Source organism: Rhodocyclus gracilis (assembly GCF_009617575.1).
Lineage (GTDB): Bacteria > Pseudomonadota > Gammaproteobacteria > Burkholderiales > Rhodocyclaceae > Rhodocyclus > Rhodocyclus gracilis.
The window spans coordinates 107,738-132,145 of the sequence record NZ_WIXJ01000007.1; the positions used below are offsets into that span (position 1 = coordinate 107,738).

The 24,408-nt window shown below is 65.2% G+C and carries 23 protein-coding genes and 1 tRNA gene; 7 read left to right on the forward strand and 17 right to left on the reverse strand.

Annotated features, from left to right (window positions below):
* Window positions 1-75: 75 nt before the first annotated feature.
* The 3 genes from glnL to glnA all read right to left on the reverse strand — a co-directional run bounded on the left by glnL (window position 76) and on the right by glnA (window position 3,251).
* The gene (gene glnL, locus GHK24_RS10530; protein ID WP_153472835.1) at window positions 76-1,149 is read right to left on the reverse strand and encodes a nitrogen regulation protein NR(II); all 1,074 of its coding nucleotides are present in this window, start codon (window positions 1,147-1,149) and stop codon (window positions 76-78) included.
* A gap of 79 nt (window positions 1,150-1,228) precedes the next feature.
* A complete protein-coding gene (locus GHK24_RS10535; RefSeq protein ID WP_153472836.1) occupies window positions 1,229-1,708 on the reverse strand; it encodes a DUF4124 domain-containing protein in 480 nt (159 codons plus the stop codon).
* Between the two features lie 127 nt (window positions 1,709-1,835).
* A complete protein-coding gene (gene glnA / locus GHK24_RS10540; protein ID WP_153472837.1) occupies window positions 1,836-3,251 on the reverse strand; it encodes a type I glutamate--ammonia ligase in 1,416 nt (471 codons plus the stop codon).
* A 352-nt stretch (window positions 3,252-3,603) separates the two neighbouring features.
* Here glnA and GHK24_RS10545 point away from each other — a divergent pair, with 352 nt between their 5' ends.
* The 5 genes from GHK24_RS10545 (at window position 3,604) to GHK24_RS10565 (ending at window position 8,815) form a co-directional block, all read left to right on the forward strand.
* Window positions 3,604-4,053 (forward strand): rhodanese-like domain-containing protein, encoded by a 450-nt coding sequence (locus tag GHK24_RS10545; RefSeq protein WP_153472838.1) that lies wholly within the window; start codon window positions 3,604-3,606, stop codon window positions 4,051-4,053.
* A gap of 163 nt (window positions 4,054-4,216) precedes the next feature.
* Window positions 4,217-5,326: a quinolinate synthase NadA gene (gene nadA / locus GHK24_RS10550; RefSeq protein WP_153472839.1), complete on the forward strand. Its 1,110-nt coding sequence runs from the start codon at window positions 4,217-4,219 to the stop codon at window positions 5,324-5,326.
* 13 nt (window positions 5,327-5,339) lie between these two features.
* Window positions 5,340-6,170 (forward strand): endonuclease/exonuclease/phosphatase family protein, encoded by an 831-nt coding sequence (locus GHK24_RS10555; RefSeq protein ID WP_153472840.1) that lies wholly within the window; start codon window positions 5,340-5,342, stop codon window positions 6,168-6,170.
* Window positions 6,160-7,341, forward strand: coding sequence for a cardiolipin synthase ClsB (gene clsB / locus GHK24_RS10560; RefSeq protein WP_153472841.1), 1,182 nt, complete (start codon window positions 6,160-6,162; stop codon window positions 7,339-7,341). Before GHK24_RS10555 ends, clsB begins: the two co-directional genes overlap by 11 nt.
* Before the next feature lie 148 nt (window positions 7,342-7,489).
* A complete protein-coding gene (locus GHK24_RS10565) occupies window positions 7,490-8,815 on the forward strand; it encodes an ABC1 kinase family protein (RefSeq protein ID WP_153472842.1) in 1,326 nt (441 codons plus the stop codon).
* 55 nt (window positions 8,816-8,870) lie between these two features.
* Here the strand turns inward: GHK24_RS10565 and gluQRS are convergent, their stop codons facing one another.
* The 9 genes from gluQRS to GHK24_RS10610 all read right to left on the reverse strand — a co-directional run bounded on the left by gluQRS (window position 8,871) and on the right by GHK24_RS10610 (window position 17,096).
* Window positions 8,871-9,785 (reverse strand): tRNA glutamyl-Q(34) synthetase GluQRS, encoded by a 915-nt coding sequence (gene gluQRS, locus GHK24_RS10570; protein WP_153472843.1) that lies wholly within the window; start codon window positions 9,783-9,785, stop codon window positions 8,871-8,873.
* Window positions 9,786-9,838: 53 nt separating this feature from the next.
* Complete coding sequence (gene ychF, locus GHK24_RS10575; protein ID WP_153472844.1) at window positions 9,839-10,930, reverse strand: redox-regulated ATPase YchF; 1,092 nt, start codon at window positions 10,928-10,930, stop codon at window positions 9,839-9,841.
* Window positions 10,927-11,511, reverse strand: coding sequence for an aminoacyl-tRNA hydrolase (pth, locus tag GHK24_RS10580; protein ID WP_153472845.1), 585 nt, complete (start codon window positions 11,509-11,511; stop codon window positions 10,927-10,929). The genes ychF and pth overlap by 4 nt, the downstream gene beginning before the upstream one ends.
* 151 nt (window positions 11,512-11,662) lie before the next feature.
* The gene (locus GHK24_RS10585; RefSeq protein ID WP_153472846.1) at window positions 11,663-12,286 is read right to left on the reverse strand and encodes a 50S ribosomal protein L25/general stress protein Ctc; all 624 of its coding nucleotides are present in this window, start codon (window positions 12,284-12,286) and stop codon (window positions 11,663-11,665) included.
* Window positions 12,287-12,391: 105 nt separating this feature from the next.
* Window positions 12,392-13,342 carry a ribose-phosphate pyrophosphokinase gene (locus GHK24_RS10590; RefSeq protein WP_167682066.1) on the reverse strand — a complete coding sequence of 317 codons (951 nt, stop codon included), beginning with the start codon at window positions 13,340-13,342 and terminating at the stop codon, window positions 12,392-12,394.
* An 85-nt stretch (window positions 13,343-13,427) separates the two neighbouring features.
* Window positions 13,428-13,504 (reverse strand) — tRNA-Gln (locus GHK24_RS10595).
* A gap of 150 nt (window positions 13,505-13,654) precedes the next feature.
* Window positions 13,655-14,572, reverse strand: a complete 918-nt coding sequence (gene ispE, locus GHK24_RS10600; RefSeq protein ID WP_153472847.1) for a 4-(cytidine 5'-diphospho)-2-C-methyl-D-erythritol kinase — start codon at window positions 14,570-14,572, stop codon at window positions 13,655-13,657.
* 24 nt (window positions 14,573-14,596) lie between these two features.
* Window positions 14,597-15,289: a lipoprotein insertase outer membrane protein LolB gene (locus GHK24_RS10605; RefSeq protein WP_194286414.1), complete on the reverse strand. Its 693-nt coding sequence runs from the start codon at window positions 15,287-15,289 to the stop codon at window positions 14,597-14,599.
* Between the two features lie 52 nt (window positions 15,290-15,341).
* Complete coding sequence (locus GHK24_RS10610) at window positions 15,342-17,096, reverse strand: tetratricopeptide repeat protein (RefSeq protein ID WP_153472849.1); 1,755 nt, start codon at window positions 17,094-17,096, stop codon at window positions 15,342-15,344.
* Between the two features lie 241 nt (window positions 17,097-17,337).
* Between GHK24_RS10610 and mutM the strand changes: the two genes are divergently transcribed.
* A complete protein-coding gene (mutM, locus tag GHK24_RS10615; protein ID WP_153472850.1) occupies window positions 17,338-18,165 on the forward strand; it encodes a bifunctional DNA-formamidopyrimidine glycosylase/DNA-(apurinic or apyrimidinic site) lyase in 828 nt (275 codons plus the stop codon).
* A gap of 210 nt (window positions 18,166-18,375) precedes the next feature.
* The gene (locus tag GHK24_RS10620) at window positions 18,376-20,004 is read left to right on the forward strand and encodes a sensor domain-containing diguanylate cyclase (protein WP_194286415.1); all 1,629 of its coding nucleotides are present in this window, start codon (window positions 18,376-18,378) and stop codon (window positions 20,002-20,004) included.
* 187 nt (window positions 20,005-20,191) lie between these two features.
* Here GHK24_RS10620 and GHK24_RS10625 read toward each other — a convergent pair whose 3' ends face one another.
* Genes GHK24_RS10625 through GHK24_RS10645 form a run of 5 tightly spaced genes read right to left on the reverse strand, consistent with a single transcriptional unit; the run spans window position 20,192 to window position 24,328 of the window.
* Entirely contained in the window at window positions 20,192-20,443 is a 252-nt protein-coding gene (locus GHK24_RS10625) for a YfhL family 4Fe-4S dicluster ferredoxin (protein ID WP_153472852.1), read from the reverse strand.
* Window positions 20,444-20,462: 19 nt separating this feature from the next.
* Complete coding sequence (coaD, locus tag GHK24_RS10630; protein WP_153472853.1) at window positions 20,463-20,963, reverse strand: pantetheine-phosphate adenylyltransferase; 501 nt, start codon at window positions 20,961-20,963, stop codon at window positions 20,463-20,465.
* A 52-nt stretch (window positions 20,964-21,015) separates the two neighbouring features.
* Window positions 21,016-21,612, reverse strand: coding sequence for a 16S rRNA (guanine(966)-N(2))-methyltransferase RsmD (gene rsmD, locus GHK24_RS10635; protein ID WP_340642693.1), 597 nt, complete (start codon window positions 21,610-21,612; stop codon window positions 21,016-21,018).
* Window position 21,613: 1 nt separating this feature from the next.
* The gene (locus tag GHK24_RS10640) at window positions 21,614-22,945 is read right to left on the reverse strand and encodes a M16 family metallopeptidase (RefSeq protein ID WP_153472854.1); all 1,332 of its coding nucleotides are present in this window, start codon (window positions 22,943-22,945) and stop codon (window positions 21,614-21,616) included.
* A 21-nt stretch (window positions 22,946-22,966) separates the two neighbouring features.
* Complete coding sequence (locus tag GHK24_RS10645) at window positions 22,967-24,328, reverse strand: M16 family metallopeptidase (protein ID WP_153472855.1); 1,362 nt, start codon at window positions 24,326-24,328, stop codon at window positions 22,967-22,969.
* Window positions 24,329-24,408 lie beyond the last annotated feature (80 nt).

Consider the following 24,408-nt stretch of genomic DNA (forward strand, 5'->3'; position numbering starts at 1 on the left):
TTCCTCTCGCCACATGAATGGAGTTGCCGAAGCCTAGCAATTAGCACGCCATGTACTGAATGGCCGGCCAGGCGCTTACGCATTGCTGCCCGCCAGCGGCAGACGGATCGTGAAACAGGTAAAGCCGGGGCGACTCTCGCAGTCGATGGTACCCAGATGTTGCTGGATGAAGCTCTGCGCCAGCGTCAGCCCCAACCCGCTGCCACCTTCCCGCCCGGAAACGAGCGGGTAGAACATGCGCTCGCGGATATCGACCGGAATCCCCGGACCGTTGTCGAGCACCTGAATCTCCAGCGCCAGGCGGTGACGGCGCTTGACCAGCGTCACCTGTCGCGCCGCGCGCGTGCGCAGGATGATTTCGCCGTCGCTGCGCCCGGTACTGATGACGGCTTGCGCGGCGTTACGCGCCACATTGAGCACCACCTGAATCAGCTGTTCGCGGTCGGCCACCAGCTCCGGCAGACTCGTATCGTAATCGCGACGCACCGTCAGCGTTTGCGGAAATTCGGCGGTGAGGAGGCTGCGCACCCGTTCGAGGATCTCGTGAATGTTGATCGGCGACGGCTGCATTGTGCGTTGCGGCGAGAGCAGTCGCTGCATCAGATCCTGCAAGCGGTCGGCTTCCTTGATGATGATCTGCGTGTACTCGCGCAACGCCGGATTATTGAGTTCGTGCTCCAGCAATTGCGCCGCGCCGCGCAAGCCACCGAGCGGATTCTTGATCTCGTGCGCCAGATTGCGGATCAGTTCGCGATTGGCCTGCTGCTGCTGGATCAGCTGTTCTTCGCGGCTGGCTTTCAGCTGCTGCTCGATCGGCCACAACTCCAGCAGCAGGCGCGCTCCATGCACTTCCGTCGGCGTCACCGTGCAATTGACGCGCATCGGCTCGCCGTCAGCGCGGCGCAGCTCGATGCTCTGCCCGGTATAGCTCCAGCCGCGTTGCAGGGCGCTGTCGAGCGCCTGCTGCAGGGTGGGCGACCAGGCCGCGATGTCGGTCAGCGAACGCCCGACAAGCGCCTTGCTGCTGGCGGCAAAGAAGTGTTCGGCCGCCGGATTGAGAAAGAGGATCGACAAGCGGTCGTCGAGCACGAGGACCGACGAAGACAACAGATCCAGACCACCAAAGGGATTGCCAGAAAACTCATTCATGCCGTCATGCGTACCTGATCATTAAGAGGGAACGCGCGGTGTGCGCGAACCCGGAAGAAAGCGCCTCTGCGCCCGGGCCTCAGCGCAATTTCGCCAGTTCCTTGCGCAGCGCTTCGATGTTGCGCTCGTGCAGCGCGACGCGTTCGCGCACGGCTTGCGCGCGCTCGTTCGCACGCCCCGCGCCAGCTTCGCCCACTCCGCGCAGCGGCAGGTCGGCCAGGTCTTTTTGCGCCTGCTGGAGATTTTTCTGCTCGGCGAGCAGTTCGCTGTCGAGAATGTGGCGACGGTCGGCATCGCGCGCACGCTGCGCGTCGGCATCGACGCGCGGGAAGTTGGCGGGCGTCGGTGTGCGGGGCGCCACACGCGCCGGAGCAGCGGCAGCGGCGGGCGCGGCGGCGGGCGCGGCCTGTGATTCGAGATTGAGTTTTTTGCAGTGGCGCGACTGGACGTTGGAGTACGTCACATACTGGTCGTCGTCGATGCACCTGTAGATATCGGCGTGGGCCGGCAGGGTCGCAAGGGCAAGCAAGGGCAGCAGTGCGCGCAGGGTCATCGTCATCACGTTGGAATTCTGACAGGCAGATATTGCACCACCCTGACAGCCGCAACCACTCGCCGCGACCAAGGAGGGGCAAAAAAAAGGACGGGCAAGCCCGTCCTTTTTTATCGTGCCGGCTGCGAACGACTTAGCAGCTGTAGTACATATCGAACTCGACCGGGTGAGTCGTCATGCGGAAGCGGGTTACTTCTTCCATCTTCAGGGCGATGTAGGCATCGATCCATTCGTTGGAGAAGACACCGCCGCGCGTCAGGAACTCACGGTCTTTGTCGAGGTATTCCAGCGCCTGTTCGAGGCTGGAGCAGACGGTCGGGATCTTCGCGTCTTCTTCCGGCGGCAGGTCGTACAGATTCTTGTCGGCAGCGTCGCCGGGGTGAATCTTGTTCTGGATGCCGTCGAGGCCGGCCATCATCATGGCCGAGAAGGCCAGATACGGGTTGGCGATGGGATCCGGGAAGCGGACTTCGATACGACGCGCCTTGTCGGACGTAACGTACGGAACGCGGATCGAAGCGGAGCGGTTCTTCGCCGAGTAGGCGAGCTTGACCGGCGCTTCGAAGCCGGGAACCAGACGCTTGTAGGAGTTGGTGCCCGGGTTGGTGATGGCGTTCAGCGCACGAGCGTGCTTGATGATGCCGCCAATGTAGTACAGCGCGTACTCGGACAGACCGGCGTAGCCGTTGCCTGCGAACAGGTTCTTGCCGTCCTTCCAGATCGACTGGTGCACGTGCATGCCCGAACCGTTGTCGCCAACGATCGGCTTCGGCATGAAGGTTGCCGTCTTGCCGTATTGGTGTGCGACATTGTGCACGATGTACTTCAGCACTTGCGTCCAGTCAGCGCGGCGAACCAGCGAAGCGAACTTGGTGCCGATTTCGCACTGACCCGCGGTCGCGACTTCGTGGTGATGCACTTCAACCGGCACGCCACAGGCTTCCAGAGCCAGACACATGGCAGAACGGACGTCATGCAGCGAATCGACCGGCGGGACGGGGAAGTAGCCGCCCTTGACCGTCGGACGGTGACCGGTGTTGCCGTTGTCGAACTTTTCGCCAGACGACCAGGCTGCTTCTTCGGAGAAGATCTTGGAGTAGGCGCCGGACATGTCGACATTCCACTCGACGGAGTCGAAGATGAAGAATTCGGGTTCCGGGCCGAAGAAAGCCGTGTCGCCGATACCCGTGGACTTCAGGTAGGCTTCAGCGCGCTTGGCGATCGAGCGCGGGTCGCGATCGTAACCACGGCCGTCTGCCGGATCGACGACGTCACAGGAGATGACCAGCGTCGTTTCGTCCATGAACGGATCGATGAACGCGGTTTCAGGATCAGGCATCAGCAGCATGTCGGAGGCTTGAATACCCTTCCAGCCGGCGATCGACGAACCGTCGAAAGCGTGGCCCGACTCGAACTTGTCCTCGTCGAAAGCGCTGACCGGCACGGAGACATGCTGCTCCTTGCCGCGAGTGTCGGTAAAACGGAAATCGACGAACTTGACGTCGTTTTCCTTGACCAGATTGATAACGTCTTGCGGGCTTGCTGCCATGTGCGAAATCTCCTGAGCAGGTACCGGTCGCCCCGGCGAGTAGTCAAAAGCGATTGTTTGTTGAACCAGCGCGGAACTTGTTAGCAGAAAACATGCCAGTCCTTAGCAGCTGATCAGCCATTGTGCCATAAAGTCATTGCCAGACGGGCAGTACTACCGCGCACCAAAAAGCGGCGCCGTTACACGCAAACGCACCATATCGGTGCGTTATTAACAAAGACCGCTCCCCTTCCTGGTGCGCGACTGCCGCAGGTGGCCGCCGCCTTGGCGCGCCAATCGCCGCCCCGGCGACGAATTCAGCGAATTCATCCGGGTTTATACTCGCCTATCCGACGACGGAGGAGACACCACCATGGGAACACTGACCGACATCCTCAATCTGGCCGAAACCCGCCGCGCTGAATACGATTTGCCTTACGCCGGCGCGCTGACGCCAGCGGAAGCCTATGCGCTGTGGACGAGTGCGCCCGGCGCCAAGCTGATCGACGTGCGCACGCGCGCCGAACGCGACTGGGTCGGCCGCATCCCCGGCGCCATCGACATCGAATGGCTGAGCTACCCGGACAGCGCGCTCAATCCCTACTTCCTCCAGCAACTGCGCCAGCAGGCCGAAGCCGGCGACCTGCTGCTTTTCATCTGCCGCAGCGGCGCCCGCTCGCACAAAGCGGCGATAGCCGCCACGCAGGCCGGTTTCAACAACTCCTACAATGTGCTCGAAGGCTTCGAGGGCGATGTCGATGCACGCGGCCAGCGCGGCAAGGTCGGCGGCTGGCGGCTGGCCGGCCTGCCTTGGAGCAGCTAGCCGCGCCAGTTCCGAGCCCTTCGAGTAAACGCCGACGCCCTCGCTGACGACGCCGTTCTCTCGCCCGAAGTCCTGATGACGCGATCACTCGCGCTCATCCTCGCTCATTTATACCCAACCACCGCCCCACTTTTCGCCCGCTTTCGCTCCTACCCCCGACGACATGCACACTGCCATCCTCTCCCCCGCCCACGGCTTCGACGAATTCAACCAACTCGACGACGCCGCGGCGCACGCCCGTATTCGCGCCGCACGGGCGCGGCTCGGCAAGCGTGCCGCGCTGCTCTGTCACCACTACCAGCGCGCCGACATCTACCAGTACGCCGACCTCACCGGCGATTCGCTCAAGCTCTCACGCCTCGCCGCGCAGACCGACGCCGAGTACATCGTCTTCTGCGGCGTGCATTTCATGGCCGAAGTCGCCGACATCATGTCGCGTCCCGAGCAGATCGCCATCCTCCCCGACCTCGCCGCCGGCTGCTCGATGGCCGACATGGCCAATCTGGCCAAGGTAGAGCGCTGCTGGCGCGAACTGGCGAGCGTGATCGACGTCGGCGCCGAAGTAACGCCGGTCACTTACATCAATTCGGCGGCCGATCTGAAGGCCTTCTGCGGCGAACGTGGCGGCATCGTGTGCACCTCGTCGAACGCCGGCAAGATCGCCGAGTGGGCCTTCGCGCAACGGCCGAAGGTGCTGTTCTTCCCCGACCAGCACCTCGGACGCTGGACCGGCGCGCAGATGGGCATTCCGCTCGACGAAATGCCGGTGTGGGACCCCGACCTCGAACTCGGCGGGCTGACACCCGAGCAGATCCGCCGCGCGCGCGTGCTGCTGTGGAAGGGCCACTGTTCGGTGCACCAGATGTTCCAGCCGCAGCACATCGCGCGCTTCCGCGCCGCGCATCCGGACGGCATCGTCATCTCGCACCCGGAATGCAGTTTCGAGGTGTGCTCGGCGTCCGACCATGTCGGCTCGACCGAACTGATCGTGCGCACGATCAAGGAAGCCGCCCCCGGCACGCGCTGGCTGGTCGGCACCGAACTCAATCTCGTGAGCCGCCTGGCTGAAGAGGTGAAGAGCGAGGGCAAGATCGTCGAGTTCATGTCGCCGATCGTCTGCATGTGCTCGACCATGCAGCGCATCGACCCGCAGCATCTGGCGTGGACACTGGAAAACCTCGCCGAGGGGCGGGTCGTGAACCGCATCCGTGTTTCCGCGCGCGACGCCGGTAACGCCAGAACGGCGCTCGAGCGGATGCTCGCCGTCTCCTGAGACGCCGACGACCATGGCGAATGATCTGCGCATCGCCACCTTCAATATTCACAAGGGTTTTTCCGCGCTCAACCGGCGCATGACGGTGCACGAGCTGCGCCAGCAATTGCGCAAGCTCGACGCCGACATCGTTTTTCTGCAGGAAGTGCAAGGCGAGCACCACGGCCACGCCGCGCGTCTCGCGCACTGGCCGGCGCTGGCGCAGGCCGAATTCCTCGCCGAGGACGTCTGGCCGCAGATCGCCTACGGTCGCAATGTCAGCTACCCGCGCGGCCATCACGGCAATGCCATCCTCGCGCGTCTGCCGATGACGGACATCCACAATCAGGACGTCACGCACTGGCGCTTCGAGCGGCGGGGGCTCCTGCATTGCACGGTGCGTCTGCCGGCGACGCCGGGGGCCAGCGGCGGCGAGGCCGTGCACTGCGTGTGCGTGCATCTGTCGCTGTTCGGCCATTCGCGGCAACGGCAGATGAACGCGCTTGCCGAACACATCGAAACCGCCATCGCGGCCGACGCGCCGCTGATCGTGGCCGGCGACTTCAACGACTGGCGCAATCGCGCCGACGCCATCCTTGCCCGACGCCTCGGTCTGCGCGAAGTCTTCGCCGCCGTCACGCAGGATACTGACCGCGACCGCGGGCAGCAGCGATCGACACCGCCGGTACGCAGCTTCCCCGCCGGCCTACCCCTCTTGCGCCTCGACCGCATCTACGTGCGCGGCTTTTCGGTCAAGGCGGCGACGCTGCACTTCGCGGCACCGGGCATACACCTTTCCGACCACGCCGCGCTCTCGGCCGAGCTGGTGCGCGACGCACCGGCGGGTACGCGCGATGCACCTTAACTTCGCCGGCGGCAACCGCCTCACACTGCTCACCTGCGGGGGCGAGTATTTCCCGGCGCTGCGCGCCGCCATCGACGCCGCCAGTCAGGATGTCCACCTTGAAAGCTACCTGTTTGCCGACGACGCAACGGGACGCGAGATCGCCGCTGCGCTCGCCCGCGCCGCCCGGCGTGGCATACGGGTGCGCTTGCTGGTCGACGGCTTTGGCGCGCGCGACTCATTGCCCGCACTGACAGAGCACATCTCCACCGCCGGTGGTGCTGTGCTGGCCTATCGCCCCGAAATCGCTCGCTTCTCGCTCAACCGGCAGCGTCTGCGCCGGATGCACCGCAAGCTCGCGCTGATTGACGGCCACATCGCCTTCATCGGCGGCATCAACGTCATCGACGATCTCGATACGCCGCACCAAACGGCGCCGCGTTTCGACTTTGCGGTGCGCGTCGAGGGGCCGCTGCTTGCCGACATCGACGACGCGCTCTGGCGACTCTGGCGGGCCGTCTCCTGGACAAGCCTGCGACAACACGCGCCTCGCCCCCAAAAGCTCACCGCCTTGCCGTGCGGCGGACAACGCGCGGCGCTCGTCGTCCGCGATAATCTGCGGCATCGCCGCGCCATCGAAAACGCCTATCTCGACGCCATTGCCGCCGCCCGCGACGACATCCTTATCGCCAACGCCTACTTCCTGCCGACACCACGCTTCCTGCGCGCGCTGCGTGCGGCGGCGGCGCGTGGCGTACGTGTCAGCCTCCTGCTGCAAGGGCACGTCGAATTCTGTCTGCTGCATTACGCGACGCAATCGCTCTACGACGATCTGCTCGCCAGCGGCGTGCGCATTCACCTCTACCAGCGCGGTTTCCTGCACGCCAAAGTCGCTGTCATCGATACGGACTGGGCAACGGTGGGATCCTCCAACATCGATCCCTTCAGCCTGCTGGCTGCGCGTGAAGCCAACCTCGTCGTGCACGATCCGGCTTTTGCCAGCGAACTACGTGCACAACTCAGCCGCGCCATGCGCGAGGACGCTGGCGAGTTGCCGGCCGCGCATTGGCGGAAACGCCGTTGGCTCGCCCGCCAGTGGCGACACCTCGCGTACGCCCTCATCAGTCTGGCGGTTGGCTTGTCCGGCTTCGGTCGTCGCCCCGCCAGACGCTCTCGCGCGCCTCGCGCATGAATTCTCACACCCAGCCCCTGTTGCCGCCGGGTGAGCGCCCCCACATGGGAGCTCTGATGGCAAACTCCGCCCCTTTCGCCGCCGCTGTGCTACCCACACCGCCAACACCCGCACCGCGACGCGCCACTCATTTCGGGAAAACCTCACCATGACCGACGACGACACACGCGCCAGCGCGCCCGTCCCGCGCGGACGCCGCCAGCGCTTTTTGCATCTGGGCCGCGCCGTCGGCGAAATGGCCGTCTCCGCCGCCGCTGATGGCATCGCCCAGCTCGCGCGCGGCGAACGTCCGCAGCTCAGCCAGCTGATGCTGACGCCGGACAACGCCCGCCGCCTCGCCGACCGGCTCTCGAAGATGCGCGGCGCCGCCATGAAAGTCGGCCAGCTGATGTCGATGGACGGCAAGGACGTGCTGCCGCCCGAATTCGCGCAACTGCTCGCCGGCCTGCGCGACAGCGCGCACGTCATGCCGCTACCGCAACTCGCGACGGTACTGGAAGAAGAATGGGGCAGCGGCTGGGAAAGCCGTTTCCGCCGCTTTTCTTTCAACCCGATTGCCGCCGCGTCAATCGGCCAGGTGCACCGCGCCGAAACCGCCGACGGACGGACGCTGGCGATCAAGATTCAGTACCCCGGCGTCCGCGACAGCATCGACAGCGACATCGCCAACATCGCCCTGCTGACGCGACTGCCGGGACTGGTGCCGCCCGGCTGGGACGTGGCGCCGCTGCTGGAGCGCGTGCGCCAGCAACTCTACGAAGAGACCGACTACGTCACGGAAGCGGCCTCGCTCACCGCCTATCGCGCGCAACTGGGCGACGACCCCCTGCTGCATGTGCCGGCGCTCTACGCTGACCTGTCGACGCCGCGCATTCTGGCGACCGACTTCGCCGCCGGCGAATCCATCGATCAGCTGATGAGCGGCGCGCACTCGCAAGCGCTGCGGGATCGGGTCGCCGAGGCGCTGACGCGTCTCGCGCTACGCGAACTCTTCGAATTCCGGCTCATGCAGACCGACCCGAATTTCGCCAATTACCTCTACGACAGCGCCAGCGACCGCATCTCGCTGCTCGACTTTGGCGCGACGCAGGCGATTGCCGAACCGGTCGTCGACATCCTGCGCGAAATGGCACGGGCGCTGCGTGCCGAAGACCGTCCGCGCATCCGCGACGCGGCCGCTGCGCTCGGCTTCATTGGTGCAGAAGATAGCGACGCGCAAGCGAATGGCGTGGTCGATATCGTCCTGCTTTCGGGCGAACCGCTGCGCACACACGGGCGCTACGATTTCGGCAACTCCGATCTCTTCGGACGCGTCTATGCCAACGGTCGCGACCAGTACCGCGAGCAGGGATTCCCCGGCGCACCGCCGGCCGACATCATGCTTTTGCAACGCAAATTCGCCGGCGTCTTCCTGCTCGCCTCGCGTCTGCGCGCGCGCATCGACATTGGCCGCCTGTTCGACCCGTATCTGTGAGGTAGCTTGGACAGGGTGCGCCGCACGTAAGACCTTGGCGGCGCGGCGGCGCATCTCACTCGGCGACGCGTGTCTGCTGCGCCGGTACGCGCGCCATCGACCAGTGCGCCACCGCCCAGGCCCAGAATTCGGACAAGGGCGCGCCGTGCAGGGCCGCCGGCACCGGCTGACCGAGAAAGGCCATCACCTCGGCCAGCACGGCAGCGCCGCCCGCGCAATCGACGGGCCTCGCCAGCGACTGCTTGGAGAGCTTTTGTCCGTGCACATCGGTCGCCACCGGCAGATGCGCGTAAGTCAGCGTCGGCACGCCGAGGCGTTGCTGCAGCCAGATCTGGCGCGGCGTCGACGCCAAAAGATCAGCGCCACGCACAACCGCAGTGACGCCCTGGTCAGCATCGTCGACGACCACTGCCAGTTGATACGCAAACTGCCCGTCCGCGCGCAACAAGACGAAGTCGCCAACATCTCGCTCCAGTTGTTGCGCGTAAGCGCCCTGCACGCGATCCATAAAGCCGACCTCCTGCGCCGGCACGCGCATGCGCCAGGCGCGCGCTGCACGCCCCGCGGCGAGGCCGGAACGACACGTCCCCGGATAAACGCGCCCGCCATCCACCGACTGCGCCACCGACGAATCGGCGATTTCGCTGCGGGAGCAGGCGCACGGATAAACGTCGCCATCGAGTTGCAAGGCAACCAGCGCCGCGTGATAGCGGTCGACGCGCCGGCTCTGCACCAGAACCTCGCCGTCCCAGACGAAGCCGAAACCGGCCAGCGTACGCACGATGGCGTCCGCCGCGCCCGGCAAACTGCGCGGCGCGTCGATGTCTTCGATGCGCAGCAACCACTCGCCGCCCGCTGCCCGCGCGTCGAGGTAACTGCCAACCGCCGCGACCAGCGAACCAAAATGCAGCGCGCCACTCGGCGAAGGCGCAAAGCGCCCGCGATAGACGGGGGAAGTCACGACAGGCATGAGCGCTCGCGACACACTCCGGGAGCGGGGCGACGCCCCCGGAGGCGTCGAACTTAGACGTTGAACAGGAAGTTCAGCACGTCGCCGTCGCGCACGACGTATTCCTTGCCTTCGGCGCGCATCTTGCCGGCTTCCTTCGCACCCGCCTCGCCCTTGAAGGCGATGAAGTCGTCGAAAGCGATCGTCTGCGCACGGATGAAACCACGCTCGAAGTCGGTGTGGATGACGGCGGCCGCCTGCGGCGCGGTGTCGCCCTTGTGGATGGTCCACGCGCGCACTTCCTTGACGCCGGCGGTGAAGTAGGTCTGCAGGCCGAGCAGGTGATAGCCGGTGCGGATCAGGCGGTCGAGGCCGGGCTCGGTGAGGCCCATCGACTCGAGGAATTCGAGCTTGTCGGCGTCGTCGAGATCGGCGATTTCGGCTTCGATCGAGGCACACAGCGCAACCACTTCGGCGCCTTCTGCCGCCGCATGCGCACGCACCGCATCGAGCAACGGATTATTGGTGAAACCATCTTCGGCGACGTTGGCGGCATAGAGCACCGGCTTGGCGGTGATCAGGCAGAGAGGCCGCAGACTCGCCCACTCTTCCTTCGCCAGCTTGAGGCCGCGCACCGGCTTGCCCTGATCGAGCTGGGCGAAACACTTCTCGAGCACGGCGACGAGGGTCTTCGCTTCCTTGTCGCCCGAAGCGGCCGGACGCTTGTAGCGGTTGATCGCCTTCTCGACCGTCGTCATGTCGGCGAGCGCGAGTTCGGTGTCGATCGTCTCGATGTCGCGGATCGGATCGACGCTGCCGGACACGTGGATCACGTTATCGTCGGCAAAGCAGCGCACCACGTGCACCACGGCATCGGTTTCGCGGATGTTGGCGAGGAACTGGTTGCCGAGGCCCTCGCCCTTCGACGCGCCGGCGACCAGTCCGGCGATGTCGACGAACTCGACGATCGCCGGCTGGATCTTCTGCGGCTTGACGATCGCCGAGAGCTGCGCCAGACGCGGATCCGGCACTTCGACGATGCCGACGTTCGGCTCGATGGTGCAGAACGGGTAGTTCTCGGCCTGGATGCCGGCCTTGGTCAGCGCATTGAACAGCGTGGACTTGCCGACGTTGGGCAGGCCGACGATTCCGCATTTGAGGCTCATGGGAGAGATTCCTGTGGGGGCTTGACGTGGAGGATACGCTGCGCGGCGGCCGTGTCGCCGGCGGCCAGTTGCGGCCAGGCGATGAGGCAGCGATCCAGCGCAGCATCGATCATTTCGCGCTCTTCGCGGCGCGGCGCCTTGAGCACGTAGCCGGCAACGGCATCGCGCTCGCCGGGGTGGCCGATACCCAGCCGCAGACGCCAAAAATCAGCCGTGCCCAGCCGCGCCTGGATGTCCTTGAGGCCGTTATGTCCACCATTGCCACCGCCTTTTTTGAGGCGGATGCTGCCGGGTGGCAAATCCAGATCGTCGTGCACGACGAGGATTTCTTCGGCCGGGATGCGATAAAACTGGGCCAGTGCGGCAACCGACTGCCCCGAGCGATTCATGAACGTCGCCGGCTGCAATAACCAGCGCTCGCCGGCGCGACCGACCGTGCCGAAAAAGCGGCCCTGCGGCGCCAGCGCGGCGCGCAGTTCAGCAGCCAGCCGGTCGACGAACCAGAAGCCGACGTTATGCCGGGTGTCGGCGTAATCGGCGCCGGGGTTGCCAAGGCCGACGATCAGACGGGGCTCACTCATGTCAGGACGGATATCGCACACAGACGGAGAACACAGCGCACGCCACACCCACTTTGCATCGCAGCTTGGGCGGTCAGGCGTTCGCCACAATAAAAAAGGCCGCCGCAGGCGCACTCAGGCGCCGGACGACGGCCTCTCATCGGCGTGAAACTCAGGCCGCAGGTGCGGCTTGCTCGCCCGCAGCTTCGCCTTCTTCAGCCGCCGCCGCGCCACCCTTCTTCAGCTGGATCAGGGCAACGACGCCGTCGTCGCCGTGCGTCAGTACACGAACGCCAGCCGGGAGAACGAGTTGCGAGACGTGGATCGAGTGGCCTGCCGCCAGATCCTTCAGATCGACCTCGATGAATTCGGGCAGATCCTTCGGCAGGCAAACGACTTCGACTTCGCTCAGCACGTGCGAAACGCTGCCACCGGCGAGCTTGACGCCCGGCGCCTGGTCGGCGTTAACGAAGTGCAGCGGCACCTTCTGGTGAATTTCGTGCGTCGCGTCGATACGCAGGAAGTCGACGTGCAGAACACGCGGCTTGTAGGCGTGGACTTGCGAGTCACGCAGCAGCACCGGCTCGGCAACGCCGTCGATGACGAGCGTCAGCACGGACGAGTGGAAGGCTTCCTTGCGCAGCGCGAGGAGGATCTGGTTGTGATCGAGTTCGATCGCTACGGCCGGCGCAGAACCGCCGTAGACGACGGCCGGGACTTTTTCAGCACGGCGCAGGCGGCGGCTCGCTCCGGACCCCCGCACAGTGCGAACTTGCGCGTTCAGTTCAAATTTCATGACAGCTCCTGGTGATGAAACAACCCGCCCGCGACCAGGCGGGGATTGGGAGCAGCGAGAACCGCCGGACGCCCGCGTTAGCCGCGGACAACCGCCGAGCGCTCACTACTCGATAAACAGGGAGGACACCGAGTCCTCGTTGCTGATGCGGCGAATCGTTTCGGCCAGCACATCGGCCACCGACAGCTGGCGGATACGCGGACACGCCTGCGCATCAAGACGCAGCGGAATGGTGTCGGTCACGACCAGTTCGTCGAGATCGGACGCGTTGATGCGTTCGACCGCCGCCCCCGACAACACCGGGTGCGTACAGTAGGCGAGCACGCGCTTGGCGCCGCGCTCCTTGAGCGCCGAGGCGGCCTTGCACAGCGTGCCGGCGGTATCGACCATGTCGTCCATCAGCACGCAGGTACGGCCATCCACCTCGCCGATGATGTTCATCACTTCCGACACATTGGCCTTCGGCCGGCGCTTGTCGATGATCGCCAGATCGCACTCGAGGCGCTTGGCCAGCGCGCGGGCACGGACGACGCCACCGACGTCAGGCGAGACGACCATGAGATCGGGGAAGTTACGCTTCCACACATCAGCCAGCAGGATCGGCAACGAGTAGATGTTATCGACCGGGATGTTGAAGAAGCCTTGAATCTGGTCGGCATGCAGGTCCATCGTCAGCATGCGGTGCACGCCGGCGGCGGTAAGCAGGTCGGCCACCAGCTTGGCGGCGATCGGCACACGCGCCGAGCGCGGGCGGCGATCCTGCCGGGCGTAACCGAAGTAGGGAACCGCCGCGGTGATGCGGCCGGCCGACGCGCGCTTCAGAGCGTCGACGAGGACCAGCAACTCCATCAGGTTTTCGTTGGCCGGCGCGCAGGTCGACTGGAGAACGAAAACGTCCTTGCCGCGAACGTGTTCGTGAATCTCGACACTCACTTCACCATCGGAAAAACGCCCAACATTGGCTCGACCGAGCGAAATGTTGAGTCGCTTGGCGACATCGGCAGCCAGCTTCGGGTTGGCATTGCCGGTGAAGACCATCAGGCTGTCGTAGGCCACTGCGCGCTGCTCCCGGCGCCGCGAATCCGGCGCCTAAAATGAAGACGGGCAGGCTTGAAGACCTGCCCGGCGTAAGCAATTCGGATGGCTGGGGAAGAAGGATTCGAACCTTCGAATACCGGAATCAAAATCCGGTGCCTTAACCAACTTGGCGACTCCCCAGCGGTCGTTCGCAAGGCTTAGCCAGCGAACGAGGCGCGGATCATACAAGATAATTTTGAAAAAAACCAGCGCGAGGAACGAAAATTCTTCAGCACATGCGTCGTGCATCTGCCGTGCAGGCCGTCATGCGCAGCGCGACACCCGCCCGGATCAGCCCTCCACCAAAGCATGCAGCGGATGGCGCGACAGGCCATCGGCCAGCCAGCCGGAAAAATGCGCCGGCATCTGACGCCACACCACCTCGGCCTGCGCGCGATCGGCAAATTCAGCAAATACGCAGGCACCGGAGCCCGTCATCCGTGCGCGGGCAAAGCCGGAGAGCCACGTCAATCGCTCGGCAACGGCCGGAAAGCGGGCGACAACCACCGCCTCAAGATCGTTATGCTCTTCGCCGGGCTGCCAGGCGGCAGGCGCCAAGGGCGGCGTATCGCGCACGAGATCAGGCGCCGAGAAGACGAGCGCCGTCGGCACTTCGACCGGCGACTCGATGACAAGGTAACAGGCGGGCGGCAGGCTCAACGGCCGCAGTTCCTCGCCCACCCCTTCGGCAAAAGCATTCTCGCCAAAAACGAACACCGGCACGTCAGCCCCCAGCGCGAGGCCAATTTCCTGTAGGCGCTGGCGCGACAGACCCAACTGCCACAGATGATTCAGCGCCAGCAGCGTCGTCGCCGCATCGGAACTACCGCCGCCCAGCCCGCCCCCCATCGGCAGGCGCTTGTCGACGGCGATATCGACCCCTCGCCGGCAGCCGGTTTCCGCCTGCAGAAGACGCGCCGCGCGGATCGTCAGATCGAGCTCGGGAGGAACGCCCGGCAGCGGCGTCACGAGCCGCAACTGCTCGTCGTCGCGCGGCGTAAAACGCAGGCCGTCGCCATGCCCAACAAAGCGAAAGGCAGTCTGCAAACAGTGATAGCCGTCCGCGCGTCGACCGACAACGTGCAGAAACAGATTGAGCTTGGCGGGCGCCGGATAGACGCTCTCCCACGTCCAATCCGTCGCCTCGCGCCCGGCAGACGACGAAGCGGAAAAAGGGGAAACCGCGGGAGCAGCAGAAGCAGTAGTCATGTCACACAGCCAATGAACAGGAATTCACGCGCCACCGAAACCGGGACGCGCCGCAAACACCCCGCGCAGATCGACAGGGGAAACCGGAACGTCCACCCACGACAGGCCCGCCGCCGCAGGCTCCGGCAGACGCCATTCGTCGATCCGCAAGCGCAACTCGGGGCCGCCGGGGCGAACGATGAATACGCGAGACGGCGCGGCTTGCGCGTCATCGCCATCATAAGAAAAATCGATGAACCAGCCGTCCCGCACGAGATGCTGCGGTCGCCCCTTCGCGTCGCGGGTATCCAGAGCGCTGGATTCGGCACCCAGCACAGAACTCGTCGCGTCACCGAGCCAATCAGCCAGCCCGCCGAGCGGCAAGGCGTAGCCGAGCACCCGACGCGTCAGCGCGTCGAGGTCGCTGTCGGACTCATGCTGACCACTCGCCGTCGTCAGGCGCGCACCGCTCGCATCGCTGACGATCTCGGCGACCCCCTGCCCGAAGGGCGATGAGAGCAGCCAGACATCGCCGCTCGGCGAGTGCTGCCAGGAGAGACGCCCCGAATGGCTTTTGCCCTCGGCCACCAGCGAAAACCGCGCCGACAACTCGAAGGAAGAAGTCATCACCAGCGTCGACCGCGCCGGCGCCGTCGTCGGCGAGCCCGAATGCAGGCCCGATGGCGAACCCGTTGGCAGCACGGAGCAGGCGCTTAGCCCCAGCAGGGCCAGCGCCACGAAAGCGCAGGCAACAGCGCACGTGCGAAAGCGTCTTGGCATCAGCAGCGAATCAGGGCAGGAAGCGTTTGACGGCAGCCGCCAGCGCGTCGTTGCCCGGATTGCTATGCTGCGCTTCCTGCCAGATGCGCCGCGCATCCTCGCGCCGGTCGAGCTTCCAGAGCACCTCGCCCAGATGCGCGGCGATCTCCGGATCACGCCGCAAACCATAAGCGCGCTCCAGCGACGACAGCGCCCCCGCCAAATCGCCCTGCTGGTAGAGCACCCAACCGAGGCTGTCGAGAATGAAGGGATCGTCCGGCGCCAAAACCAAGGCCCGCTCGATCAACTGGCGCGCCTCACCGAGACGGATGCCACGATCGGCGAACGAATAGCCCAGCGCGTTGTAGGCCTGCGCACTGTCGGGCTTGAGTTCGATCAGCTTGCGCAGGTACTTCTCGACCAGTTCCAGACGTCCGACCTTCTCCGCCAGTAGCGAGGTTTCGTAGAGCAGCTCCGGATTTTCCGGCTGCCGGGCGAGCACCCGCGAGAGAACGTCGAACGCCTCCTGCGCACGATTGGCATCGCGCAAGAATTGTGCCTCCACTTCGGCAATCTGCACCTGCTCGGCGGCATTGCGCGTCTTGATTTCGCGCAACTGGCGCAAGGCCTCGTCGAGCTTGCCGCCCGTCGCCAGAAGACGCGCCATGCGCAGGCGCGCCGGCAGATATTGCTCACCAACGCCGACAGACTGATAAAACGCCAGCGCCTCGGCATCCTGCTGACGCTGTTCGGCAATCTGCCCGAGGTAGTAGCGGACGACGCTCTTGTCCGGGAAATCGAGCGTCAACAGGTGGCGCAACAAGGTGTCGGCGCGGTTGGCGTCGTCCTGTTGCAAGGCAAGAATGGCCGCCGGAAAAACCGTTTCAGGATTATCCGGCGCCACTTTGAGCAGACGGTCGAAATTCTGCCGGGCATCGGCGTAGCGCCCTTCGCCGATCTGCGCCCGCGCCAGATAGAGCCGCGCGTCGTTGGCGTCTGGATTGCGCGCGACGAAGCGCTCGAGCGACGCCACGGCAGCCGTGTTGGACTCGCGCGACAAGAGCTGGGCTTCGAGCAAGGCCGCGAGATCCCAGTCCGGGCGAATCGCCAGCGCCCGCCGCGCTTCGGTGAGCGCCAACTCCGGCGCACTGGCCGTACTCGCCGCCATTGCGCGGACATAGTGCGCCTCGGCGAGTGCGTCGTACGGCGCCGTGAGACGCTCGACCAGACGCAGCGCGCCAACGCGATCCGGGCTGCGCGCCAGCAGTCGGTTCAAGGCCAGCAGATTGCCGGTGATCGCTGCGGGGTCTTCCGCCAGCATGCGCGCCAAAAGCGGCGTCAGTTCATCAAAACGGTTGCCGACGACGAGCACGCCGGCAAGCATCTGCTGCGCACGCAGCGACGAAGGCTCGACCTCGACCCACGTGCGCGCCAGCGTCAGCGCGTCGTCGAGATGGTGCGTGTAGCCGGCAATTTCCACCGCCCGCTCCAGGGCCCGCGGATCACGGGTGCGTACGGCAAGATCGGCCCACGCCTTGCTCGATAGTTCGAGATCGCCGCGTTGCAACGCAATCTCGGCCAGCAGGACCTGAAAGACCACCTGCCCGCTCGGCAGCGTTTCGCCCGTCGCGTCCTTGGCGGCCGGGTCGGTGGCGCGCGCAGGCACCTTGAGCGCACTCACCGGGCGAGGCGTCTTCGGCTCGGCGGCCAGCGCCGGCCAGGCGGAAGCCAGCAGCAGAGCGGCCGGCACGAGAGCAAACAGGGATCGTCGGAGGGTTCGGCTCATGATCTGTTCAGAGAAAGACGCGCTCATGGCGGTAGCAGGGGTTCCGTTAAGGCGCCCGACGGTCGGTCATGCGGCGCACAGGAAGGGGTCGGCAAAAAGCGCTCAGGAGATGATCCAACGGCGTCCGACAAATCGCGCAACCGGGCGATAGCCCCTGCGCCGATGGCCGTTGAGTCATGCACTTTGAGGCTTTTCGGCCATAATAGTTGTCGCATGTTATGAACTTTTACTCCTTGCAGCAATGCCAGAACTCCCCGAAGTCGAAGTCAGCCGTCTAGGGCTGGAGCCCGCCATCTGTGGCCGACGGATCGCCGACGCCGTTTTCCGTACGCCCGCGCTGCGGCATCCACTACCGCCGGCGCTGGCGACGCGCGTTCTGGGCTTGCGCGTCGACGCCCTGCTGCGCCGGGGCAAATACCTCCTCTTCGATTGCGAAAGCAGCGCCGGAGGCGGCTGGCTGATCATCCATCTGGGCATGTCCGGCAGTCTGCGTCTGGTGGCGCCGGGCACGCCGCCCGCCCGCCATGATCATGTCGATATCGCTTTCGGCAGTACGGTGATGCGCCTGCGCGACCCCCGCCGCTTCGGGGCCGTGCTCTGGCACGAAGGCCCGGAAGTCGGCACACACCCGCTCCTGCAACCCCTCGGCATCGAGCCACTGTCGGCAGAATTCGACGGCGACTGGTTGTACGCCGCGCTGCGCCGACGCCACGGCCCGGTCAAACCCGTGCTGATGGACAGCCACCTGATCGTCGGCATCGGCAACATCTACGCAGCGGAAAGCCTCTTTCGCGCCGGCATCGCGCCGCAGCAGGCGGCCGACCGCATCAGCGCTGCCCGCTGTGCAACACTCGCCATCGCCATCCGCGACACCCTCGCCGAGGCCGTCGCCGCCGGCGGCAGCAGCGTTCGCGATTATCTGCACAGCGATGGGGGCGCTGGCTGCTTCCAACTGACGCACGCGGTGTACGACCGCACCGGCGAACCCTGCCGTCAGTGCGCGACGCCGATCCGCCAGTTGCGTCAGGGCGGACGCTCCAGTTTTTACTGCCCTCACTGCCAACACTGAGAGCGCACCGCTGACGGGCCCGCATGGGCTAGCGGCACGCGACGTCCCCGCGCAAACGAGCGCCGGCAAGAGCCGTCTCGCCCCCGCCAACAAGCTGCTCGGCGCGCAGCAGAGCTACAAAAACGGGGCGCTAAGCTTATGACTTAAGTGATATTTTAATATCGGGAGTGGGCGCCTATCATCAGCTTCCTACTCCCCAACATGACGCCCATGAAGCACCGAGCGCCGCGCCCTTTGCACCGCCAGCATCTGCCCTTGGCGCTCCAGCGCGGACGCGGGCGGCACTATGCGCTGGCGCTGACGCTGTGGGCAGTGGCGACGTTTCTGGCGTTCGCCTTCATCCTGCAAAGCAACGTCAGCCGCCTGACCCGCGAATTCAACGACTACGGCGAAACGCTGCAGACGCGCCTGCGCGACAAGCTGCGCGCCAACGAAGCCGTTCTCTACGGCTTCGCGAGCTTTCTCGGCGCCCGCAACGAGGTAGACCTCTCCGCCGCCACGCACTACGCCAATTCGGTACTCTCCCGCTACCCGCACATCTACGCGCTGGAGGTCGTGCGCCGCGTTGGCGCCGACGATCTTGGCCGCTTCGTCGCCGCCCAGCGGCGCGGCGGACAGCCGGAATTCGCGCTGCACGAATGTCGCGCCGACGGCAACTGTGACGAACGCGCGATGGGCAAGCGCCCGACTTACTACCCGATCGTGCTGGTCGCACCGGAAACCGCACTCTCGAAAGGCATGCTCGGGCTTGACCTCGCCACCCGCCCGCAAGCCTTCAAAGGGCTCCTGCAATCCGAACAACAAGGCGTCGCCGTCAGCAGCAACGCCTTCCGGCTGATCGAGGGCGATCTGGCCTATCTGATGCTGCGCCCGGTCGTTCATCCGGGCGAGGCCAGGACGGCCGATACCTATGCCATGATGGTCGTACGCGCCATCGACCTCGTACCGCCGCCGAGCGCGCTGCATGGCAACGTGCGCCACACGATCCTCCATCAGGGGGAAGAAGACGGCAAACCAACCACTGTCGCGCTGCTCAACACGGACGCCGAAGCCTCCGACGCCATCGATGCCTGGGTGCTGCCACACCTGCGCTTCGAACGCAGTCTGGAAGGCTTCTCGCAACCGCTCTATCTCAATCTTGAGCGCCAACTGCGCCTGCGCGACCTCGACTTCAGTACGCTGCTGCTGGCGGCGCTCACCTCGGCGCTGGCGCTGGCGCTGGTCTTCCTGTACCAGCGCGCTCAAGTCCGCCAGCAACGCGCCATCGAATTCCTCGCACTGCACGACTCGCTCACCGGGCTGCCCAATCGCCACGTGCTGCACGGACACCTCGAAAAGAGCGTCGCCCTGGCGCAACGCCGGCACTCGCGACTGGCCGTGCTCTTCATCGACCTCGACCATTTCAAGCCAATCAACGACCGCTTCGGCCATCCGGCGGGCGACGCGGTACTGCGCCAGGCAGCGAGCCGGCTGCATCACTGCATTCGCGACTGCGACGTCGCCGCACGGCTCGGCGGCGACGAATTCGTCGTCCTGCTCACCGACGTCCGTAGCGCGGAAGACGCCATCCACGTCGCTGAAAAAATCAGTGCCGAACTCACCGCCCCTTACACGTTCGGCGAGGACGACATTCCTGTGGGCGCCAGCATCGGCGTCGCTGTCTTCCCCGACGACGGCGATAGCGCCGACGCCATTCTGCAAGCGGCCGATCAGGCGATGTACGCCACTAAAACCGGCGGCCGCAACGGCTTCGGGCGTTACCGCGCCGTAGCCAGCCCATCCCCCGATCCGGCCTCCGCCACCGAAGCAGAAACATCGCTCGTCGCCAACGCGGGGTGAAGTCACGAGGGGGAGGTCGCGTACTTCGCCCCCCCCAAGCCGCCGCAACCCGTTGACGAAAAAAACCGCGAACCCGAAGGAACGCGGCTTTTTTCTTGACGGCGCATCGATCAAGCCGCCCGCGCCAAGCTCACAAACTCAGCACCGACGCGCCATCGCAGCGCCCAGAAGCCTGCAGAACAACGCCTCAGGCATTACCGGTCAGCTTCTGGAACTTCGCCCACAGCTGATCCTGATTTTCAGCATGGGCCGGGTCCTTGATGATGCAGTCGACCGGGCACACTTCAACACACTGCGGCGTGTCGTAGTGGCCGACGCACTCCGTGCACTTCTCCGGAGCGATGTCGTAGGTTTCGGCGCCCGGAGAAATCGCACCGTTCGGGCATTCCGGTTCGCACACGTCACAATTGATGCATTCGTCGGTAATCTTCAAAGACATGGCTGCACTTTCCTTCAGATCATTGAAATTTCTCGGAGAACTTTTTCGCCAGCCGGGCGCACACCGCCGGCTGTGAAAACTTGCTGACATCGCCACCCAAAATGGCGATCTCGCGAACCATCGTCGCCGAGATGAACATGTACTGCTCACCCGGCGTCAGGAACACGGTTTCGACGTCGGGGTAGAGCTTGCGATTCATCCCCGCCATCTGGAATTCGTACTCAAAATCGGACACCGCACGCAGTCCGCGCAGGATCACCTGCGCGCCCTTGGCCTGCAAAAAATCCATCAGCAGCCCGTCAAACCCACAGACCTCGACGTTGGCATACGGCGCCAGCACCTCGCCCGCCATCTCGACGCGCTCGGCGAGCGTAAAGAACGGACGCTTCGACCGGCTTTCGGCAATACCGACAATGACCTTGTCGAAAAGCACCGCCGCACGCCGCACGAGGTCTTCGTGCCCGCGCGTCATCGGGTCGAAGGTGCCCGGATAGACCGCGATGCGCTTGCTGAGGACCAAGCCTGCATCATTGCGTGCTTCCGGCAACGCCGTCGTTTCCCCTGCTGCCCGCTCAATCTGTGCCAATCGATTCGCCTCGCCGCATCACGTGATAACAGACCTGCCCGGCTCGCCCGGAGCGCTCCGTTTGCCAGTCGCCAAGCCCTGTCAGCGGGCGTTCCGCTTCGACGTAGATCACCGCATCGTCATTCAGCAAACGCGGCAACTCGGGCTGCAAACGATCCAACCATCCCTGCCGGTACGGCGGGTCAAGGAACAGCACGTCGAACCGCCGGCTCGACGACCGCGCGAATTCTAGCGCATCCGCGCGCACAATCTCCAGCCGCGCATCGCCGCCAAGCAGGGCTGCGTTGGCGCGCAAGGCAGCAAACGGCGCCGCCGCCCGCTCGACCATGACCACCGACGCCGCGCCGCGCGACGCCGCTTCAAAGCCGAGCGCGCCGCTGCCGGCGAATAGATCGAGGCACGCCAGACCATCCAGACGCTGCCCCAGCCAGTTGAAGAGCGTCTCGCGGACGCGATCCGGCGTCGGCCGCAAGCCCTCGCCTTCCGGGAAACGCAGCACCCGCCGCCGCCAGTCGCCGCCGACGATACGCAAGGCTCCCTCGACGCCGCGCGCCGGCGCCTTGCCTTTCCGCACTTGCGCCACCCTATTCGCCGCCGACGACCACCGTCGTCAGCTGTGCCGGCTGAACGTGCCGCGCAAACGCCGCGCGCACGTCGGCCGCCGTCACTTTTTCGACGTTTTCCGCGTAGCGGTCGAGGTAGTCGAGCGGCATCCGGTAAAAGCCGATGGCCGCGACGTTGTCGAGAATCTTGCGATTGCTGTCGAGCCGCAGCGGGAAGCTGCCGACGAGGTTGAGCTTCGCCGCCTTCAACTCCTCTTCGGAGGGGCCATCAGCGAGAAATGTGGTCAGGGTTTCCCGCGTCAGCGCCAAAGCGGCCTTCGCCTGCGTCTTCTTCGTCTGCAAGCCGATGGTGAACGGGCCGGGCTGCACGAGGGGCATGAAATAGCTGTACACGCTGTAGGCGTAGCCGTTCTTGTCGCGCACTTCCTTGACCAGCCGCGAAACAAAGCCCCCGCCACCGAGCGTGTAGTTGCCGACCAGCAGTGGGAAATAGTCTGGATCGCCGCGCCGTACGGCGGGCATGCCGAGGAGAACGTGCGCTTGCGCCGCCGGGTGGGCGATGCGGCTTTCAGCAGGCGCCGGCGCTGCCGGCGGCGCAGGCAAGGGCGGCAGCGTTGTCTGTCTGGTATCGCTCACCGGCAAGGCAGCGGTCAGCTCGCGGGCGACAGCCTCAGCCTCGGCGCGCGACAGATCGCCGACCAGTGTGACCGTCGCCGCCGCAGCCGTGTAGTGCCGCGCATGAAAAGCCCGCAGATCGTCACGCGTCAGCGCCGCCAGCGAGGCGGGCGAAGACTGCACGCCATACGGGTGCGCCGCGTACATGCCGGACCAGAACGCCCGCGCCGCAAGAGTTTCCGGGCGAGTAAGCGCTTCTTTCAGGGCGGCGATGGTGCGCGCCTGCTCGCGCTCGACGACCGCCGCCGGGAAGCGCGGCAGACTCACGACATCACGCAAGATCGCCAAGGCCGGGCCGCGCGTTTCCGGCGCGGACAGGGTACGCAGCGACACCGACGCGCGATCCATGTCGGCCCCGCCGCCCAGTTGGGCGCCCAGATCAGCCAGGCGATTGGCGATCGCCGTCTCGTCCTGCGCGCCGGCCCCCAGATCGAGCAGATCACGGGTCAGCGACGCCAGCCCAGCTTTGCCCGGCGGGTCGAAGGCGGTGCCGGCGGCAAAATCGAGCTGCACATCGACAATCGGCAACGCGTGGTTTTCGACGAAGAAAACGCGGGCGCCCGATGGTGCCTGCCAGTGTTCGATATTCACACCGGCGTGCGCTGGCATCCCCAGAACGCTGGCCGCACACACGGAAAAACCGGCAAGCACCTTGCCGAAAGGAAAGGAGGACTTCATCGCAAAACCTCTCGAAACGTCTCAGTGGCGGGGCGCGGGCCCGGAGCGCGGGCGTGGCGCACTTGGCAGGGGCTGCGGATCGAGGACGCCGACGGTCAGCGCATCGTCGTTAAGGTAACGACGTGCCGCCGTCTGTACGTCAGCCGCAGTCACCGCCTTCAGCTTGTCGATCAGACGCGTGTTGTCGCGATAGGAGATGCCGACCGATTCCAGCTGGCCGATTTCCATCGCCTGCGCGAACATCGAATCGAGCTTGTAGATCTCGCCAGCGATGAGTTGCGCGCGAGCCCGCGCCAGTTCGTCGGCGTCGACACCGTGCTGCTGAATCCGCACGATCTCGGCGCGGAAAGCGGCTTCCAGTTCGGCAGGCGTCCGTCCGGCGCTCGGCGAGCCCTGCACGAAGAACATCCCGGGCCCGCGCGAGGTCGAGTCGTAGCCGGCGCCGGCATTGACGGCGATGCGCTGCTCCTTGACCAGACGCTTCGGGAAACGGGCACCTTCGTGTCCGTCGAGGATGGCGCTCAGCATTTCGAGCGCGTAGGGATCGACGTCGTTCGCCACGTCGCGGATGACCGGCGCCTTGTACGCCATCAACACCACCGGCAACTCTGCCGGCGCTTTCACGAGCAGTCGGCGCATACCGAGCTGCGCCGGTTCTTCCTGCGGCTTGCGTACCGGCAAGGCGCGCGGCGCCAGCGGTCCGTAGTAGGCCTCGGCCAGCCGGAACACCGCGTCGTGGTCGACGTCGCCGACGACGACCACATAGGCGTTGTTCGGCACGTACCAGCGGTCGTACCAGTCGCGCGCATCCTCGGCGGTCATGTTTTCAAGGTCGTTCATCCAGCCGATGACCGGTGCGCGGTACGGATGCGCCTGAAAGGCAACTGCATTCATCTGCTCGAACAGCAGCGCCTGCGGCTGATCGTCGGTGCGCATGCGACGCTCTTCCATCACCACCTTGATTTCCTGCGCGAACTCTTTCGGATCGAGCGAGAGGTGGCGCATGCGATCCGCCTCAAGACGCATCATTTCTTCGAGTTGTTCTTTCGGCGTCTGCTGGAAATAGGCGGTGTAATCGCGGTTGGTGAAGGCGTTGTCGCGCCCGCCAGCGGCGGCGACGCGGCGGTTGAACTCGCCGGGGCCGACATTCGGCGTGCCCTTGAACATCATGTGTTCGAGCAAATGAGCAACGCCGGTCAAACCGTTCTTCTCGTCGATGCTGCCGACACGGTACCAGACCATGTGCACCGCCGTTGGCGCCCGTCGGTCTTCCTTGACGATGACGCGCAAGCCGTTGGCAAGCTGGTATTCAAAGGGATTGGCCTGCACCAGCAAGGGAGCAAGCAGCAGGGACAGGAGGGGTATCAGTCGCGTGCAGCGCATGGGCAGGAGTCGCTTCTGTTAAAATGGGGAAAGCATCTGCGGCATAGTAGCATCGCCGCCGCTGCGGCGAATCCAGCCAC

What these genes read in the sequence shown, in the direction of transcription:
- glnL (WP_153472835.1), bottom strand. Translation starts at nt 1,149, where the DNA reads ATGAATGAGTTTTCTGGCAATCCCTTTGGTGGTCTGGATCTGTTGTCT.
- GHK24_RS10535 (WP_153472836.1), bottom strand. Translation starts at nt 1,708, where the DNA reads ATGACGATGACCCTGCGCGCACTGCTGCCCTTGCTTGCCCTTGCGACC.
- glnA (WP_153472837.1), bottom strand. Translation starts at nt 3,251, where the DNA reads ATGGCAGCAAGCCCGCAAGACGTTATCAATCTGGTCAAGGAAAACGAC.
- GHK24_RS10545 (WP_153472838.1), top strand. Translation starts at nt 3,604, where the DNA reads ATGGGAACACTGACCGACATCCTCAATCTGGCCGAAACCCGCCGCGCT.
- nadA (WP_153472839.1), top strand. Translation starts at nt 4,217, where the DNA reads ATGCACACTGCCATCCTCTCCCCCGCCCACGGCTTCGACGAATTCAAC.
- GHK24_RS10555 (WP_153472840.1), top strand. Translation starts at nt 5,340, where the DNA reads ATGGCGAATGATCTGCGCATCGCCACCTTCAATATTCACAAGGGTTTT.
- clsB (WP_153472841.1), top strand. Translation starts at nt 6,160, where the DNA reads ATGCACCTTAACTTCGCCGGCGGCAACCGCCTCACACTGCTCACCTGC.
- GHK24_RS10565 (WP_153472842.1), top strand. Translation starts at nt 7,490, where the DNA reads ATGACCGACGACGACACACGCGCCAGCGCGCCCGTCCCGCGCGGACGC.
- gluQRS (WP_153472843.1), bottom strand. Translation starts at nt 9,785, where the DNA reads ATGCCTGTCGTGACTTCCCCCGTCTATCGCGGGCGCTTTGCGCCTTCG.
- ychF (WP_153472844.1), bottom strand. Translation starts at nt 10,930, where the DNA reads ATGAGCCTCAAATGCGGAATCGTCGGCCTGCCCAACGTCGGCAAGTCC.
- pth (WP_153472845.1), bottom strand. Translation starts at nt 11,511, where the DNA reads ATGAGTGAGCCCCGTCTGATCGTCGGCCTTGGCAACCCCGGCGCCGAT.
- GHK24_RS10585 (WP_153472846.1), bottom strand. Translation starts at nt 12,286, where the DNA reads ATGAAATTTGAACTGAACGCGCAAGTTCGCACTGTGCGGGGGTCCGGA.
- ispE (WP_153472847.1), bottom strand. Translation starts at nt 14,572, where the DNA reads ATGACTACTGCTTCTGCTGCTCCCGCGGTTTCCCCTTTTTCCGCTTCG.
- GHK24_RS10610 (WP_153472849.1), bottom strand. Translation starts at nt 17,096, where the DNA reads ATGAGCCGAACCCTCCGACGATCCCTGTTTGCTCTCGTGCCGGCCGCT.
- mutM (WP_153472850.1), top strand. Translation starts at nt 17,338, where the DNA reads ATGCCAGAACTCCCCGAAGTCGAAGTCAGCCGTCTAGGGCTGGAGCCC.
- GHK24_RS10620 (WP_194286415.1), top strand. Translation starts at nt 18,376, where the DNA reads ATGAAGCACCGAGCGCCGCGCCCTTTGCACCGCCAGCATCTGCCCTTG.
- GHK24_RS10625 (WP_153472852.1), bottom strand. Translation starts at nt 20,443, where the DNA reads ATGTCTTTGAAGATTACCGACGAATGCATCAATTGTGACGTGTGCGAA.
- GHK24_RS10640 (WP_153472854.1), bottom strand. Translation starts at nt 22,945, where the DNA reads ATGAAGTCCTCCTTTCCTTTCGGCAAGGTGCTTGCCGGTTTTTCCGTG.
- GHK24_RS10645 (WP_153472855.1), bottom strand. Translation starts at nt 24,328, where the DNA reads ATGCGCTGCACGCGACTGATACCCCTCCTGTCCCTGCTGCTTGCTCCC.